This is a genomic window from Vibrio pacinii DSM 19139 (assembly GCF_000711795.1).
Taxonomy (GTDB): domain Bacteria; phylum Pseudomonadota; class Gammaproteobacteria; order Enterobacterales; family Vibrionaceae; genus Vibrio; species Vibrio pacinii.
The window spans coordinates 311,494-328,738 of the sequence record NZ_JONH01000005.1; the positions used below are offsets into that span (position 1 = coordinate 311,494).

Sequence of the window (17,245 nt, forward strand, 5' to 3'; positions counted from 1 at the left end):
TCGGAGGGCGCTTTTTATTATGTTGAAGCGCAAATTAGCGTATTACAGCAACCACACGTAAAAACGCGGAATAATCCAAAAAACAAGGAAGCAGTCACGTGACCACTATTGGCCAAAATAGCGCAGTAACTCTGCATTTTACCATCAAGATGAAAGACGGCTCTGTTGCCGATAGTACCCATAATATGGGCAAGCCAGCCAAATTAGTGATTGGTGATGGCAGTTTAAGTGACAATTTTGAGCAATGCTTATTTGGCCTTACTGCAGGTGAAAGCAAAGTGATTGAACTGCAGGCCCAAGATGCGTTCGGTATGCCTAACCCTGATCATATTCATTATATGGATCGGACTAAATTTGTTGGAGATGCCGAAGTTGAAGTGGGAACCGTGATGGCCTTTTCTGGTCCGGATGGCATGGAAATCCCTGGTATTATCCAAGCGATCGCTGGTGATTCTGTCACGGTTGATTTTAACCACCCATTAGCAGGGCAAGATGTGACTTTTGAAGTTGAAATTTTGTCAGTAGAATAAGCGACCCAGAAGATAACGACTCGATGAGCAATGAAATGAAAATCCTGTTAGCGAATCCACGCGGTTTCTGTGCGGGTGTTGATCGTGCGATCAGCATTGTTGAACGTGCATTAGAAATGTATCAACCACCGATTTATGTGCGTCACGAAGTGGTACATAACCGTTTTGTTGTCGAAGGGCTCAAGCAACGTGGCGCTATCTTTGTCGAAGAGCTGCATGAAGTTCCAGATGACAATATCGTTATCTTTTCTGCTCATGGCGTCTCTCAAGCGGTACGTAAAGAGGCTAGACAGCGTGCTCTGACGGTATTCGATGCGACCTGCCCATTGGTGACTAAAGTGCATATGGAAGTCGCACGTGCCAGTCGCAAGCATATGGAAGTGGTTCTAATTGGCCATGCTGGTCATCCAGAAGTCGAAGGAACCATGGGGCAGTATGCCAGCGAACAAGGTGGGATGTACTTAGTCGAGACTCCAGCTGATGTCATCACACTAAAAGCGCAAGTCCAAGACCCAAGTAACCTGCATTATGTTAGTCAAACGACACTGTCTGTTGATGAAACCGCCGATGTGATTGATGAACTGCGCCGCGTCTTTCCCGATATTCAAGGGCCACGTAAAGATGATATCTGTTACGCCACGCAGAACCGTCAAGATGCGGTACGTGAAATGGCAGAAGATGTTGATGTGCTGATTGTTGTTGGCTCGAAAAACTCATCTAATTCGACTCGTCTTAAAGAGTTGGCCGAAAAATTAGGTACGCCGGGTTATCTGACCGATTGCCCTGAAGATGTTCAATCACAGTGGTTTGATGGGAAAGAAAAGGTTGGTGTGACAGCGGGGGCATCAGCACCAGAAGAGCTGGTCAACCAGATTCTTGAACGGATTAAAACTTTGGTTGGCGCAGATAGCGTAGAAGAGCTTCAAGGTCGCGAAGAGAACATGTTTTTCGAAGTCCCTAAAGAGCTGCAAATTAGGCAAGTCGATTAGTTTATTCTCTGATGAGTCTGACTCTCAATGATAAAACCAGCGCGATTGCGCTGGTTTTTTGTTGGAATAAAGGCTCTTCAAGGAGCCTTTATGGCCGCGGGTGTTAAACCGTCTCTGTTACGGCTTGAGGTTTTTCTTCATCAGCAAAGTCGGTATCACCTTTGCCTTTTGATGTTTTAATCACGTAACCTGCTACTGCCAGTGCGAACACAATCCCTGCTGTGGTTGAGATTTCGATAGGCATACCAAAACCTAGTGTGTGGTTATTCAGAATGAAGGTTGCACATACGGTCGTCATGAATACGGCTGGAACGGTAGTAATCCAGTGGAGCTTATTGTGACGCAGCAGGTAAGCCGATGCGGTCCACAGCATCATCACTGCCGTGGTTTGGTTGGCAAAACCGAAGTAGCGCCAGATGATGCCGAAGTCTACTTGAGTCAACACACCGCCGATAATGAACAGTGGCATTGCCATCAGCAGACGGTTACGCATTGTTTTTTGCTCCATGTTGAAGTATTCAGCTAGGATCAAACGGCTTGAACGGAACGCGGTATCACCAGAGGTAATCGGTAGGATAACCACGCCTAGGAAAGCAATGATGCCGCCAAACACACCCAGTAGACCAAATGAAGCGCTGTAAACTACATTGCCAGGGCCACCATTTTTCACCGCTTCAGATAAGCCTTCGAGTGAACCAAAGAAAGAGAGCGCAATCGCACACCAGATAAGCGCGATAACACCTTCACCAATCATTGCACCATAGAAGACAAAGCGACCGTTGTTTTCATTTTGCATACAGCGCGCCATTAGAGGTGACTGCGTTGCGTGGAAGCCAGAAATCGCACCACAAGCAATAGTGATGAATAGGGCAGGCCATAACGGCATATCATTAGGGTTTAAATTACTGAGCATATCGCTGACTTGAAAATCGCCCATTACCGTATGCTCGCTTGAGAAGGCAACGGCAGTCATTAGACCAACGGACATAAAAATCAGCAAGGCGCCAAACAGTGGGTAGAAACGACCAATGATTTTATCGACAGGAACAATAGTCGCGATAATGTAGTAAGCAAAAATGGCGATAACCATGGTTGTCATGCTGACATTTAGGCTAGTTTGATCATTGATTAGATTGGTGATCATGCCTGCAGGCGCCGAAACAAATACCACACCAACAAGCAACAAAAGAACAATGGCAAAGATATTCATAAAGTGTTTAGCGCCATTGCCTAAGTAGCGGCCAGTAATCGTCGGAACTGAGGCTCCGCCATTACGAACTGACAACATACCCGAGAAGTAGTCGTGCACCGCGCCAGCAAAAATACAACCGATAACAATCCATAGCATCGCAGCAGGACCGTACAGCGCCCCCATTATCGGACCAAAAATAGGGCCGACACCGGCGATGTTGAGGAGTTGAACTAGGTATACTTTTTTGGTCGACATTGGGACGTAATCAACCCCATCGGCTTTAGTATGCGCGGGGGTTTGACGATTTTCGTTAATGCCAAAAACTTTCTCAACGAAAGCTCCGTAAATAAAGTAGCCGCCGATTAGGGCTGCAACACAGGTTAAAAACCACAACATAGCACTCGTTCCTTTATAAAATTCGATAAGCTCACCATGCATACTATGCTGAACAGAGACAATCAGCATTCGCTTATGCAGTGAGTGGTCGTATAGTGAAATGAGTGGTTGATAGAGAAACTGAGTGGTTTTGAACTCGGCTAAGTGGTAATCGGGCGTGATTAGTGGTTTGATAGTCTGACTCGAAAAAAACAAGGAAAAACAATGAGAAAGTTAATTATGACCGCGCTAGTGTCATTGTTGGTTGCCTGTGCGAGTAGCCCACAGCAGTTGGCACAACAAGGTGATTGGCAGCAAATTGGTTATCAAGATGGGATCAGTGGCCACACATCACGCAGCTTTAAAGAGCTATCAAGTTTAGGCAGTGTCAAACAATCGGATTACGACCAAGGTTATCTTGAAGGGGTTACAGAATATTGTAATCCTGACTTTGCCTATCAGATAGGGGTATCAGGTCAGTATTACCAAGGCGTGTGTGAAGGCACTGATCAAGCGCAGAAGTTTCGAATGGAATGGCAACGTGGCTGGAATGAGCATCAGAATTAATGCTTGATGATACGAAGTGGCGGATTGGTATCAGGGAGAGTTGGGCTCTCCCTTTTGTAGATTTGTCGGATCTTAATGCGGCTTATCTTGATGAAGCTGAACCGCTTTACGCAGAAATCCATCTTGTCTTGCGAGGTGATGCTTAGCATTGTCGACGTCCATTCCAGTCAGTAACATCAAAATCGCCAGTTTAACATCATAGTCGGTCTGGATAAGCACCTTGGCAGCGGCATTTTGATCACACTCAGTGGCTTGCATGACGATACGCACCGCACGAGCAATCAACTTTTTATTGGTCGCTTTTACATCGACCATTAGGTTCTCATAGCTCTTGCCGAGGCGAATCATGCTGGCGGTTGTCAGCATGTTCAACACTAACTTTTGCGCAGTGCCTGATTTTAGGCGAGTTGAGCCGGTTAATGCCTCGGGGCCAACCACCGGGCTGATGGCAATATCAGCAATCTCAGCAATGGTAGAGTCTGGGTTACAAGACAAGGCAACGGTTGTGGCGCCAAGATCGTTGGCATAATCGAGAGCGCCAATGACGTATGGCGTTCGACCGCTTGCCGCAATACCGACCACGACATCTTGGGCGCTAAAATTGACTGATTTGAGATCGCTGACCCCCAGTTCTGGGTTATCTTCCGCGCCTTCTTTGGCTTTGAACATGGCGTCTGGACCGCCAGCGATTAACCCAAGCACCATTTGATCACAAACGCCAAAGGTTGGCGGACATTCCGAGGCATCTAATACACCAAGGCGACCACTGGTGCCGGCGCCGATATAAATCAGTCGCCCACCGACTTTGAATGCTGAGGTGATCTTATCGACTGCCAGAGCAACCTCAGGCAACACCTTTTCAACCGCAACAGGGACCAGTTGATCTTGTTGATTGATTCGCTGAACGATTTCAAGAGAAGACAATAAATCGATATCCATTGTCTCGGGGTTACGGCCTTCAGAAACCAGGTGTGATAGCGCGGCGATCAGAGCATCATTAGTCATAGTTATCCTTATTTATCAGCAAAATACATCACACCCAGAGAAACCGCTTTACTGGCTCCGGTGACTTCAGGCAAGTTGCTTGGCAAATTGTGCATGCGGCGATAGGCGAGCCAAGCAAAGGCCATCGCTTCCATATTATCGCTGTCGACGCCTTTATCGTCAGTCGACATGACCTGCCAACCTGGCAATAAGGCTTGTAAACGCTGCATCAACAGTGGGTTATGTGCACCGCCGCCGCACACCAGTAACTCTGGTTGTTCACCTTGTTGATACTGTCGGACTTCATTGGCAATGCTTTGGGCGCTAAATTCACATAAAGTGCGCTGTACGTCGGCAGGTGATAGGCAATCGTCAGCTAAGAGCGCTTCTAACCAAGGCAGATTAAATAACTCGCGGCCAGTGCTTTTCGGTGCTTGCGTCTGTAAGTAGGGCTCACTTAGAAATTTGGTTAGCAGAGTTTGGTCAACCTGACCTTGCTGAGCAAACAGAGCATCTTTGTCGAATGGTTGATGACAATGTTTGTGACACCAAGCATCCATCAGCATGTTACCAGGGCCAGTGTCATAGCCGACCACGGCGTGGTTGGGTCTAAGTACTGATATGTTGGCGATACCACCGATATTGAGCACCACCACACTGTCGGCGTGTGAGTGAAATAGACAGTGATGAAAAGCAGGCACCAGAGGCGCCCCTTGCCCACCCAGAGCAATGTCTTTACGCCTAAAATCGGCAATGGTATCGATGCCAGTCATTGCCGCGATGATATTGGCATCGCCAAGTTGAGTGGAAAACGGCATTGGGCCTTGTGGCTGGTGATAAACCGTTTGTCCATGATTGCCGATGGCAGTGATTTGCTCAGATGAATAACCACTTTTATCTAACAGCGCTATAACCGCTTGAGCGTAGAGTACACCAAGTTGGTGATCAATCTGGCCAATGGTTACCAGATCCGTTGCTTGACCAAGACAAATCGCCAAAACTTGTTGTTTGAGCGTCTCAGGCATCGGGCTTTGATGACTCGCTAACAAGCGCACTTGCCCTTGGTCTATTTCGACTAAAGCTGTGTCGATACCGTCAAGGCTGGTTCCCGACATTACGCCAATGTAGAGTTGTTTTGTCATCATGCTCAAATTCGTCAACAGTCGTGGGTAATTGATTGTAAATAGAGAATAATCCTAATAACCTCGGTAGCATAGCAAAATGGCGTTAGGATGGAGAAATTATGGGACCGTTATGGTTAGACGTCGCAGGTTGTGAACTGACTGCCGAAGACAAAGAGATTCTTGAGCACCCAACGGTTGGCGGGGTAATTTTGTTTGCGCGTAACTATCATGACAGTGAGCAGTTACTGGCGTTGAATCAATCGATTCGCAAAGCGGCGAAGCGGCCAATTTTGATTGGGGTCGACCAAGAAGGCGGCCGAGTTCAGCGTTTTAGACAAGGTTTCTCTCTCATTCCTGCTGCTCAGCAATATGCACAATTCGACCATGGTGAACAGTTAGCCAAACAAGGCGGTTGGTTGATGGCGGCAGAGCTGATTGCTCATGACATTGACCTAAGCTTTGCGCCTGTGCTTGATAAAGGCTTTGATTGTAAAGCGATTGGCAGCCGTGCCTTTGGTGACGATATCGAGAGCATCATTCGCCATAGTAGCGCCTATATGCAAGGCATGAAAGCGGTCGGAATGTCGACGACGGGTAAACACTTTCCGGGCCATGGCGGTGTTATTGCTGACTCCCATCTAGAAACGCCTTATGATCACCGTGATACCGTTTTTGAACTCGATATGCAGGTATTCAAGCTGCAGATTGAAAGCGGCATTCTTGATGCGATGATGCCCGCTCATGTGGTCTATCCTCATTATGACGATCAGCCTGCGAGTGGATCTCCATATTGGTTGCAACAAATACTGCGCGAACAATTGGGCTTTAAAGGGATTATTTTCTCTGATGATTTAACCATGGAAGGGGCGGCCATTATGGGTGGCCCTGCTGAACGTGCTCACCAGTCGCTGGTTGCCGGCTGCGATATGCTGTTGGTGTGCAATCAGCGTGATGCCCAAGTGGAGGTGCTGGATAATCTTCCCGTTATGCAAACGCCACAAGCTGAGACTTTGCTGAAAAAGCAGAGCTTTACATTGTCAGAGCTGCAACGCAGCGAGCAGTGGAAGCGGGCATCAGAGGCGATGAAACCGCTTATCCAAGCTTAACCAATAACAAGAGCTGCAGATTGCGGCTCTTTTGCTCTCAACGGTTAATGAAAACCCAACATCTCTTTAAGGGTTTTTAGATAGCGGCGGCTCACTGGCAGAGGATGGGAGCTGACGGTAATGATTTCAGCCAGACCATTGTCCAGTAACTTAATTTCTTTGATCGCTTTGATGTTGACTAAAAACTGGCGATGGCAGCGAACCAGTGGCGTTTTCTCTTCCAGTACTTTCAAGGTCAGTTGTGAGGTTGCTTTTTGCTCATGGGTTTGCACGTGGACACCACTAATATCACTGTAGGCAAATTCAACATCTTGAGTAGGGATGATCACAATGCGATTCAAACCGATACATGGAACTTGATCTAAGCTTTGGGGGGCAATCGCAGCGAAGTGCTGACGATTTGTCTGCTGAGATTTGAGTAATCGCTTAACCGTTTTTTCGAGGCGGCAGGTATCAACGGGTTTGAGTAGGTAATCAAAGGCATTGTCTTCAAACGCTTGTACCGCGAACTCATCATAAGCGGTGACAAAGACCACTTTTGGCATGGTCTCTGGATCAAGCATCGCCAGTAGCTCTATCCCAGTAATTTGTGGCATTTGAATATCGAGAAAAACCACGTCAGGTCTAAGCAGATTGATTTTCTTTAATCCTTCAACGGCATTACTCGCTTGATCAAGCACCTCGATATGACCGGTCTCTTCCAATAGCTCGGTGAGTTCCTCTCGAGCAAACAGTTCGTCATCGATGACTAACGCGGAAAGCATATTTTTACCTTATTAACAGGGGGGACTGGGAATGAGGAAGCTCATTCGGGTGTAGTGATTGGGGGCTACGTCAATATTGAGCGCAGCATCGCGGCCAAATTTGTTGGTTAGGCGTTTATCGACGATTTGGATTCCCAATCCCACATGATCCGCTTGCGGCGCTTGATAACTGCCAGCATTGTCCTCGACCACGATCTGATAGCCATCTTCAACGGCTTGGCTATAAATGCGAACTTCTCCTCCCTCCAACAGCTGTGAGATACCATGTTTGATGGCATTCTCTACCAGTGGCTGCAGGGTAAAAGTCGGAATCCGACGTTCAAGCAGTGACTCATCGATATCGATGGTCACTTCAAGACGATCAGTAAAGCGTGCTTTTTCGATGGTCAGGTAAGCATTAACGTGAGCCAGTTCCTCTTTGAGTGTAACCACATCGATGTTCTGCTTGAGGTTGCTGCGGAAAAAATGCGACAGATGCTGAATCAATTCGCGCGCTTTAAGTGGATCTCGGCGAATCACGGCGCTAATAGTATTGAGTGCATTAAAGAGAAAATGAGGGTTAACCTGCGCATGTAACAGTTTGATTTCGGCTTGCGACAGTAACGTCTGTTTTTGTTGGTAGTCTCCAAACAGAATTTGGCTCGATAGTAACTGTGCGATCCCTTCCGCCATCGACATATTGATGGTTGAAAACAACTTCCGCTTTGGCTCATACAGTTTAATGGTACCTATCACCTTATCGCCTGTGCGCAGTGGAATGATCAATGCGCTGCCGAGTTTACAGTCGCGGGAAAGGGAACATTGATAGGGCTTCTCTTTACCATCGAGATAGATGATGTCGTTTTGTTCTATCGCATCTAAGGTACTTTGTGAAGAAATTGGCGTATTTGGTTTGTGGTGATCATCGCCAATGCCGACAAAGGCTAATATCTTGGTGTCATCAGTAATGGAAACCGCGCCGACGTTGGTCTCTTCGTAAACAATTCGAGCGATTTTCTCTGCATTGTTACTGTTAAAGCCAGAAGCTAAAACACCGACGGAACGCTCAGCAATGTTGAGAGCACGGCGCGAGAAGGTGGCAGAGTACTCTTCGAAAATGGTTTTTCGGTCATGAAGAATACTCATAAAGAGCGCCGCGCCAACGGAATTGGCGATGATCATTGGGGCGGCAATCGCAGAGACTAAGACATAGGCTTGATCAAACGGCTTAGCGACCAGCAAGATGATCGCCATCTGAGCGATTTCAGCCACTAAGGTGATAGAAAACACCACGCTTGGGTTAAAAAGTTGCGAAGACTTGCCCTTACGCACAAAGTAGATATGCAGCAGCCCACCGATTAAGCCTTCTGTGGTGGTGGAGATAGCACAGGCGAGATCGGTAAATCCGCCTAAACTGTAACGATGTAAACCGCCAGTTAGCCCGACAAAAAAACCAACAATCGGCCCGCCAAATAATCCCCCCATGACCGCGCCAATAGCACGGGTATTGGCAATCGCATCGTTGATTTGTAGGCCAAAGTAGGTGCCCATAATACAAAACAGCGAAAACAGCACATAGACACTGACTTTGTGGCTAATGCGGCTAGAGATATTGAGCAAAGGCAGAAAGATCGGCGTCTTACTGAGCATATACGCCAGTACTAAATAGACACACATCTGTTGCAGTAATGAGAGGATCAGATCCATAACAATCTTAATGGCGAACTTTAGGTCTATTTTAGTTAAGAAACGTTGTAGAAAACATACGTATCTCATGTTTCTGATAATAAACGTGTTAAATATCTTTGTGTAAACTAATCATTACACCTGTGTTTTTTATAATTTACACCTTGAAATCTTTTTTTAGCCTGTTATTTTATAGTCATTAAGCCAGAGGTAAGATAATAAGTTCTGGGTGTACACAAATTTATACGGGTTATGATTATGCAAAAAAGTGAGTTGAGCAACGTAAACATTAGTAATGAGCAGGTTCTGATTACGCCTGAAGAACTGAAAGCCAAGCTACCTCTGAGCGATAACGCACGCCATTTTATACAACAATCTCGTCAAACGATTGCCGATATTATTCATAAAAAGGATCACCGCTTGCTGGTGGTGTGTGGCCCATGCTCTATTCACGATATCGACGCTGCAAAAGAGTACGCCAAGCGACTAAAAGCGCTCTCAGAGCAACTGAGCGATCAACTGTACATTGTTATGCGTGTTTACTTTGAAAAACCGCGCACCACGGTGGGTTGGAAAGGCCTAATCAATGACCCACACCTAGATGGCAGCTTTGATATTGAGCATGGTCTGCATGTTGGTCGTGAGCTTTTAGTTGATCTGGCTGAAATGGAAATTCCACTAGCAACAGAAGCGCTTGATCCAATCAGCCCGCAATATTTAGCTGATACCTTTAGTTGGGCGGCCATCGGCGCACGTACCACAGAGTCTCAAACTCACCGTGAAATGGCTAGCGGCCTTTCGATGCCGATTGGCTTTAAAAACGGCACAGATGGCAATTTGGCCACTGCGATTAACGCGATGCAGGCTGCCTCTTCAAGCCACCGCTTTATGGGCATCAACCGCGAAGGGCAAGTGGCACTGTTAACCACTCAGGGAAATGCCAACAGTCATGTGATTTTACGTGGCGGTAAACAGACTAACTACGATTCAGTCTCTGTTACTGAATGCGAACAAGATATGGCTAAATTTGGGTTAGACGCCTCATTGATGATCGACTGTAGTCATGCGAACTCGCGCAAAGATTACCGTCGTCAACCGTTGGTCGCTGAAGATGTGATCCATCAAATTCGTGAAGGCAATAAGTCGATTATTGGTTTAATGATTGAGAGTCATATTAACGAAGGAAGCCAGTCATCTGATATAGCTCTCAACGAATTGCAATATGGTGTGTCTATCACCGATGCGTGTATCAATTGGGATACAACTGAGGCACTATTACGTCATGCTCATCAAGAGCTGGTCCCATTTTTACAAGACCGTTTACCAGGCTAAGTAAAGAGTACAAGGAATATCAATGGCCGTAGAATTAAACCATTTGCGTGATCAGATTGACGCAGTAGACAAACAGATGTTGAGTTTGTTAGCCCAAAGATTGGCATTAGTTGAACAAGTTGGTGAGGTGAAAAGTGAGCATGGTTTGCCAATTTACGCCCCCGATCGCGAAGCCGCAATGCTTGCTTCTCGTCGCCATGAGGCGGAAAAAATTGGCGTGCCTCCGCAACTGATTGAAGACATTCTGCGTCGAACTATGCGTGAGTCTTACGCGAGTGAAAAAGATTCCGGCTTTAAGTGCCTTAATCCCGAATTGCGTTCGGTGGTTATCGTCGGGGGTAATGGTCAGCTAGGTGGCTTGTTTGGTCGCATGTTCACCCTGTCAGGATACGAGGTTAATATCCTTGGTAGCCAAGATTGGCATCGCGCAGACCAATTACTGGCCAATGCCGGTATGGTGGTAGTGACGGTACCGATTCATTTGACGGAAGCGGTGATCGCAAAGCTTGGCAATTTGCCACCAGATTGTATTTTGTGTGATCTCACGTCAGTAAAGTCTAAACCGCTGGCGACGATGATGAACATTCACTCGGGGCCGGTTGTTGGCTTACACCCGATGTTTGGCCCAGATGTGCCAAGTCTGGCTAAACAGGTGATTGTTTACTGCGATGGGCGCGGAGAAGAGCAATACCAATGGCTATTGAAGCAGTTTTCGATTTGGGGCGCGAGTTTATGTCAGATCGATGCGGCTGAACATGATCATGGTATGACCTTGATTCAGGCGTTACGTCACTTCACTTCTTTCGCGTACGGTCTTCATTTGAGCCGTGAAAATCCTAACATTGATAAGCTGTTACAACTGAGCTCGCCAATTTATCGCCTAGAGCTTGCGATGGTTGGGCGTTTGTTTGCACAAGACCCTAATTTATACGGTGATATCATCCTCTCGTCGCAAGAGAATATTGATATGATTAAGCGTTTTCATCGCTGTTTTGGTGAGGCGCTAGCAATACTCGATAGCAAAGATAAGCAAGCGTTTGTTGCCAGCTTTGACAAAGTGAGTGACTGGTTTGGCGATTATTCGCAGCAGTTCCTCGACGAAAGTCAGAAGCTACTTAAACAGGCCAATGATTCGATTCATCGTGGCTAGGTGAGCCGGCTGTTGTGTTATAAAAAGAGCGACCTCAGGTCGCTCTTTTTTGTTATTGCACCGTGATGTTATCGCTTTGCTGCGATTCACTTTCATTTTTTACCGTGTTGACGGAATGATCTTGGAATGGGTGATTGGTAAGGTTCACTTGTAACCTGACGGTCTCATCAATCAATTTTACCAAAGGTGCCCACTTGACCTTTTTTTCTTTCTCAAATAGGTAGTGGAAGTTTTCTGGTGTCCAATCCATGGTGTATTGCGGATTGAGAGCTCGGCCTAAAAAACGGATTTCGTAATGAAGATGCGGCCCAGTCGAGTTACCTGAGTTACCACAAGTGGCGATCAAATCACCTTTACTGACAAATTGACCACTGCGTACTTTAAACTTTGCTAAATGAGCGTAAGAGCTCATAAAACCAAATGAATGTCGCACGGTAAGGAAGTTGCCAAACCCTTTTGAACTCGGGCGCACTGTCTCTACGACACCGTCCGCAGGGGCATAAATCTGTTCGCCACGCTTACAGGTCAAATCAATCCCCGTATGGGTATGACGCTTACCAGTAATCGGGTTTGTTCTTCTGCCATAAGAAGAGGAGATACGCTGGTAATTGAGCGGAGTATCATTGGGTATCATACGAAACATGGTGGCGCGCACAGCAGAGTCGACGGCGGCAGCATCTAGGCGATCTTCAAGACTGTAATCTTCAGGCAAACTTTCGTCCGCAAGGCCCAGTACCGATTCAACATCATACACGCGCTTACCTAGCATGGTGATCTGGTTGCGTTTGTGCTCGAGTTCTTGTGACAGTGTATGAGCGGTATCAATTTGCTCGGCGTAGAGTTGCTCTAGTTGTTCTTTTTGCACTTCAAGTGCTTGAAGTTTATTTTGCCAATGATAACCAAAGTAGCCAACGCCAGACGTGATACTGACGCTGAACAAACTGAGGGCGACAATGAGCGCTTTTCTCGATACGTGGAAGGTCTGTCTCCCTGATTTGTCAGGGATAGAAATAGTAATTTTGTTCGACATAGAATATTAGTTAGGTGTACTCACCAAGGTCAGATAAGTGTTCGATGTCTCGGTGTAACAGATCATCATCACCGACATTCAATTCAACTAATCGCTTCAGGTGACCAATACTCTCAATATCAATATGATCAATACTTAGACGTATCACATTGTTATGTAGACCAACAACATTGGCTACAAGTTGGAGGGTAATATCACTGTCTGGGAGCGAGAAGGTAACATTGACTTGTTTATCGGTGTCCAATAGGCCAAATTGCTCACTGGTTGCTAACACACCGTGCAGCGACAGGTCACAGATTAAGGCGTTGACCTCTGTTGAGTCTTGAGTCAGTACTGCTTTTGCTTGATAAACAATACGCGAAAAACGACGACGTTCGATCATAACTTTCTCTCTTAATTCCAACTCATAAGAGTAACAAAACCAAAGCGGCCACTATGCGCGGTTGTTCGCATTCTTCGCTTGCCACTAGCAAAACTTATTCGCAGTGTGAGCTCGATAATAAAGGCCGCTAATGGTAGCGGCCTTTGAACAAATTTCAAGCAATATTACTTAGTGATACGCTTGTATTTGATGCGATGCGGCTCAGCAGCTTCAGGACCAAGGGTTTTCTTCAACCAATCCATATACTCAGTATAGTTGCCTTCGTAGAAGTTGACTTGACCTTCATCGCGGTAATCGATGATGTGGGTCGCGATGCGATCGAGGAACCAACGGTCGTGCGAGATAACCATGGCACAGCCAGGAAACTCGAGTAGTGCTTCTTCAAGAGCACGTAACGTTTCGACGTCGAGATCGTTGGTTGGCTCATCGAGCAATAGAACGTTGCCGCCAGCCTTTAGTAGCTTAGCAAGGTGGACACGGTTACGTTCACCACCAGATAGTTCACCGATGATCTTCTGTTGATCTGAACCCTTAAAGTTAAAGCGTGAACAGTAAGCGCGAGCAGGGATCTCAAAGTTGTTGATCTTGATAATATCCGCCCCTTCAGAAATCTCTTTGAAGACGGTTTTACTGTCATCCATAGAGTCGCGGAACTGATCAACTGAAGCCAGTTTAACCGTTTCACCCATCTCAATCGTGCCAGAGTCAGGTTGCTCGGCACCGCTTAGTATCTTAAACAGGGTTGATTTACCCGCGCCGTTGGCACCGATGATACCGACGATCGCCCCTTTAGGCATGCTGAACGATAGGTTATCAATCAAAACACGACCATCGAATGATTTGGTTAGATTGTTAACTTCAATAACCTTGTCACCAAGACGTTCACCAGGTGGGATGAACAGTTCATTGGTTTCATTACGTTTCTGGTGATCGCCACTTTGTAGCTCTTCAAAACGTGCCATACGCGCTTTCGATTTCGCCTGACGACCTTTCGGGTTTTGACGTACCCACTCAAGTTCTTTCTCGATGGTTTTCTGACGAGCTTTCTCTTGTGACGATTCTTGTTGTAGACGCGCGTCTTTTTGCTCAAGCCAAGAAGTATAGTTTCCTTGCCATGGAATACCTTCACCACGGTCAAGTTCAAGAATCCAACCAGCAGCGTTGTCGAGGAAGTAACGGTCGTGAGTAATCGCAACCACTGTCCCCGCGTAGTCAACCAAGAAGCGTTCTAGCCAAGCGACTGATTCCGCATCCAAGTGGTTGGTTGGTTCGTCGAGAAGTAGCATGTCCGGCTGTTCAAGCAGAAGACGACAGATAGCCACACGGCGGCGTTCACCGCCTGATAAATGTTCAATCTTGGCATCCCACTCAGGCAGGCGAAGTGCGTCGGCGGCACGCTCTAGAGCGTTATCCAGATTGTGGCCATCTTTGGCTTGGATCAGGGCTTCGAGTTCACCTTGCTCTTTGGCCAGTGCATCGAAATCTGCATCAGGTTCTGCGTATGCTGCGTATACTTCATCCAGACGTTTCATGGCGCCAGCCACATCCGATACCGCTTCTTCAACGATTTCACGAACGGTTTTTGACTCATCAAGCACTGGTTCCTGAGGCAGGTAACCAACCTTAAGGCCAGGCTGTGGACGTGCTTCACCATCGATGTCAGTATCAATACCTGCCATAATGCGTAGCAAGGTCGATTTACCTGAACCGTTGAGACCCAAAACGCCGATTTTAGCGCCAGGGAAGAAGCTTAGAGAGATGTCTTTAAGGATTTGTCGCTTTGGTGGCACAATTTTGCTCACTCGCGACATGGTATATACGTATTCAGCCATCGCCGATCGTTCCTAAATTGTCAATTCACGTAGCAAGCTATTTTATACTAACTGAGCATAGTTTGTTACTAGAGAAACACACTCTGTCATTTGTCGTGTGTGTTAATGATGAATAAATGAGCAAAGGTGCGGTGGTAGCTAGCGAGATGTCACAGTTATGTGAATTTATTATTATTTACATCTGTCTGCTTTACACGGCTGTTTACAATGATCATTAATAGGGAAATCTAAATTAAAGATTGCTAATCTCAGGATGAGACTTATATGACGTTGACTTCTATCAAGTCGCTGCATCGCATTCCTTCATCGTTACTTGTTATATCTTCGATGGTTTGCAGCGCCAGTTTTGCCACGATGAGCGTGGCGGCTGACATACAACAACAACGAGACTTGTACGACCAAGCACAACAGCTTTTGGATGATAAACAGGTCGAAAAGTATCAAACGTTAAGGTCAGAAATCGCCGATTACCCGTTAACGCCTTATGTCGATTACCGGAGCTTTTTGGTCGACATCGGTGAGCGAACGCCACAACAGGTCGAACAGTTTATTGATCAGCATACCAGTTTTCCTTTTTCGGGGCGGATTCGTGCCCCTTACATTGACGAGTTAGCAAAGCAAAAAGATTGGACACGGCTACTAGAATTTCAAACCACTGAACCGCGTGGCGAAACTTACCAGTGTCACTATTATTATGCGCACTCACAGCGTGGTGATAAAGCGTTAGCGTATCGTGGCGCTGAGCAATTGTGGTTGTCTGGTCATAGTATTGCTGATGCGTGTGAGCCACTGTTTTCAGCTTGGGATGAGGCAGGATTAAAAACCGAACAACTGGTCTTGGATCGCATGCTTTTGGCATTTGAAGCGCGTAACGACAGCTTGATGCGATATTTGCAAAAGCAGCTCAGTACAGAGCAAGCGAAGCGTCAAGCGAGCGAAATGCGGCAACTGTTTGCAAACCCCGGCGCCGTTGCTACCTTTGCTAAGCAGCACTCGGTGAGCGCGTTTAATCAAAAACAAGTCGAGTTAGCATTACAAAAGCTGGCACGTAAAGATGTCGAGCAAGCGCAGCAGATACTGGAACCCGTCGTCAAAGCGCAGCAGTTTTCGGCGTCGCAAAGACAGAATTTGGCTGATTATCTCTCTTTCCGTTTGATCAATACTGAGTCGGAATCATTAGCACGCTGGCGTGACAAACAGATAGCCAATACCGCGAGTACGGCATTGCTTGAGCGTCGGGTACGCTTAGCGATTCAATCTGCCGATTGGCAGCAAGTCGTCGATTGGATAGCTAAATTACCGCCAAGTAACCAGCAGGAGTTACGCTGGCAGTATTGGCTTGGCCGCAGTGAAATGGAGCTAGGCCAAAGCGTTACTGGCCAGCAACGTCTTGAAGCCATCATCGGTCAACGCAATTTTTACAGTGTTGCCGCGGCAAAAGAGCTCAAGCGATCGATTCAATATCCGACCACTGAGATCCGTTTAGATAAATCGAAGATACAGTCATTTCACCAAGAATTAGTTCGGATTGAAGAGTTGGTCGACCGGGATAAAATTGCTGCCGCGAAAAGTGAGTGGCGCTGGTTACTTGGGCGCGCCAGTGGTAACCAAAAAGAGATGTTGGCAGCTTATGCTTCCTTTATGGGGTGGCATAACCTGACGGTGACCGCCAGTATCCAAGCTCGGATGTGGGATAACCTGCAAATTCGCTTCCCAGTTGCCCATCGCTGGTGGTTTAACTTTTTTGCCGATAAACACAGCATTGATCCGATCACCTTGATGTCACTGGCGCGTCAAGAAAGTGCGCTAGATATTGAGGCCCGCTCACCCGTTGGTGCGCGAGGCATTATGCAAATTATGCCCTCAACCGCCAAATATACCGCGCGTAAATACAAACTCAGTTATCAAAGTAGTGATGACTTATATGAAGTAGGAAAAAATATTGAGATCGGTAGTCATTACCTCAATGGTTTACTTGAGCAATATGATAACAATCGAATTTTTGCCTTAGCTGCGTATAATGCAGGGCCAAATCGAGTAAAAACTTGGCGAGAAAGAACCCAAGGTAAATTAGACGCTTATGCATTTATTGAGTCGATTCCGTTTAAAGAGACTCGCGGTTATGTGCAGAATATCTTGATGTTTGAAACCTACTATCGAGAGGTATTAGGCGTCGATGGAGCGTTTTTGAATCAGCATGAGCTGAAGACTAAATATTAACGA

15 protein-coding genes are annotated in these 17,245 nt (G+C 46.6%); 7 read left to right on the top strand and 8 right to left on the bottom strand.

The window, feature by feature from the left end:
* The first annotated feature begins 98 nt into the window (after positions 1 to 98).
* Positions 99 to 530: an FKBP-type peptidyl-prolyl cis-trans isomerase gene (gene fkpB / locus BS19_RS05780; RefSeq protein WP_038173935.1), complete on the top strand. Its 432-nt coding sequence runs from the start codon at positions 99 to 101 to the stop codon at positions 528 to 530.
* A gap of 23 nt (positions 531 to 553) precedes the next feature.
* Positions 554 to 1,519, top strand: a complete 966-nt coding sequence (gene ispH, locus BS19_RS05785) for a 4-hydroxy-3-methylbut-2-enyl diphosphate reductase (protein WP_038173936.1) — start codon at positions 554 to 556, stop codon at positions 1,517 to 1,519.
* Positions 1,520 to 1,622: 103 nt separating this feature from the next.
* Here ispH and BS19_RS05790 read toward each other — a convergent pair whose 3' ends face one another.
* Positions 1,623 to 3,107: a carbon starvation CstA family protein gene (locus BS19_RS05790; RefSeq protein WP_038173987.1), complete on the bottom strand. Its 1,485-nt coding sequence runs from the start codon at positions 3,105 to 3,107 to the stop codon at positions 1,623 to 1,625.
* Between the two features lie 219 nt (positions 3,108 to 3,326).
* On the opposite strand from BS19_RS05790, the gene BS19_RS05795 reads away from it, so the two are divergent.
* Entirely contained in the window at positions 3,327 to 3,653 is a 327-nt protein-coding gene (locus BS19_RS05795; RefSeq protein ID WP_425425007.1) for a DUF2799 domain-containing protein, read from the top strand.
* Positions 3,654 to 3,725: 72 nt separating this feature from the next.
* On the opposite strand, the gene murQ is transcribed toward BS19_RS05795, so the two are convergent.
* Positions 3,726 to 4,658 carry an N-acetylmuramic acid 6-phosphate etherase gene (gene murQ / locus BS19_RS05800; RefSeq protein WP_038173939.1) on the bottom strand — a complete coding sequence of 311 codons (933 nt, stop codon included), beginning with the start codon at positions 4,656 to 4,658 and terminating at the stop codon, positions 3,726 to 3,728.
* Between the two features lie 8 nt (positions 4,659 to 4,666).
* Positions 4,667 to 5,779 carry an anhydro-N-acetylmuramic acid kinase gene (locus BS19_RS05805; protein WP_038173940.1) on the bottom strand — a complete coding sequence of 371 codons (1,113 nt, stop codon included), beginning with the start codon at positions 5,777 to 5,779 and terminating at the stop codon, positions 4,667 to 4,669.
* A 101-nt stretch (positions 5,780 to 5,880) separates the two neighbouring features.
* Between BS19_RS05805 and nagZ the strand changes: the two genes are divergently transcribed.
* Positions 5,881 to 6,867 carry a beta-N-acetylhexosaminidase gene (gene nagZ / locus BS19_RS05810; RefSeq protein ID WP_038173941.1) on the top strand — a complete coding sequence of 329 codons (987 nt, stop codon included), beginning with the start codon at positions 5,881 to 5,883 and terminating at the stop codon, positions 6,865 to 6,867.
* Positions 6,868 to 6,911: 44 nt separating this feature from the next.
* Here the strand turns inward: nagZ and btsR are convergent, their stop codons facing one another.
* Positions 6,912 to 7,631 carry a two-component system response regulator BtsR gene (gene btsR, locus BS19_RS05815; protein ID WP_038173943.1) on the bottom strand — a complete coding sequence of 240 codons (720 nt, stop codon included), beginning with the start codon at positions 7,629 to 7,631 and terminating at the stop codon, positions 6,912 to 6,914.
* 12 nt (positions 7,632 to 7,643) lie between these two features.
* Complete coding sequence (locus BS19_RS05820) at positions 7,644 to 9,317, bottom strand: sensor histidine kinase (protein ID WP_038173944.1); 1,674 nt, start codon at positions 9,315 to 9,317, stop codon at positions 7,644 to 7,646.
* 237 nt (positions 9,318 to 9,554) lie between these two features.
* Between BS19_RS05820 and BS19_RS05825 the strand changes: the two genes are divergently transcribed.
* Positions 9,555 to 10,628, top strand: coding sequence for a 3-deoxy-7-phosphoheptulonate synthase (locus BS19_RS05825; RefSeq protein WP_038173945.1), 1,074 nt, complete (start codon positions 9,555 to 9,557; stop codon positions 10,626 to 10,628).
* Positions 10,629 to 10,650: 22 nt separating this feature from the next.
* Positions 10,651 to 11,778: a bifunctional chorismate mutase/prephenate dehydrogenase gene (tyrA, locus tag BS19_RS05830; RefSeq protein ID WP_038173946.1), complete on the top strand. Its 1,128-nt coding sequence runs from the start codon at positions 10,651 to 10,653 to the stop codon at positions 11,776 to 11,778.
* A 52-nt stretch (positions 11,779 to 11,830) separates the two neighbouring features.
* On the opposite strand, the gene BS19_RS05835 is transcribed toward tyrA, so the two are convergent.
* The 3 genes from BS19_RS05835 to ettA all read right to left on the bottom strand — a co-directional run bounded on the left by BS19_RS05835 (position 11,831) and on the right by ettA (position 15,022).
* On the bottom strand, positions 11,831 to 12,808 hold the full coding sequence (locus BS19_RS05835; RefSeq protein ID WP_038173947.1) for a M23 family metallopeptidase: 978 nt from the start codon (positions 12,806 to 12,808) through the stop codon (positions 11,831 to 11,833).
* 10 nt (positions 12,809 to 12,818) lie between these two features.
* Positions 12,819 to 13,190, bottom strand: coding sequence for a PilZ domain-containing protein (locus BS19_RS05840; RefSeq protein ID WP_038173948.1), 372 nt, complete (start codon positions 13,188 to 13,190; stop codon positions 12,819 to 12,821).
* Positions 13,191 to 13,354: 164 nt separating this feature from the next.
* Positions 13,355 to 15,022 (bottom strand): energy-dependent translational throttle protein EttA, encoded by a 1,668-nt coding sequence (gene ettA / locus BS19_RS05845; RefSeq protein WP_038173949.1) that lies wholly within the window; start codon positions 15,020 to 15,022, stop codon positions 13,355 to 13,357.
* 264 nt (positions 15,023 to 15,286) lie between these two features.
* Here ettA and sltY point away from each other — a divergent pair, with 264 nt between their 5' ends.
* The gene (gene sltY / locus BS19_RS05850) at positions 15,287 to 17,242 is read left to right on the top strand and encodes a murein transglycosylase (RefSeq protein WP_038173950.1); all 1,956 of its coding nucleotides are present in this window, start codon (positions 15,287 to 15,289) and stop codon (positions 17,240 to 17,242) included.
* Positions 17,243 to 17,245 lie beyond the last annotated feature (3 nt).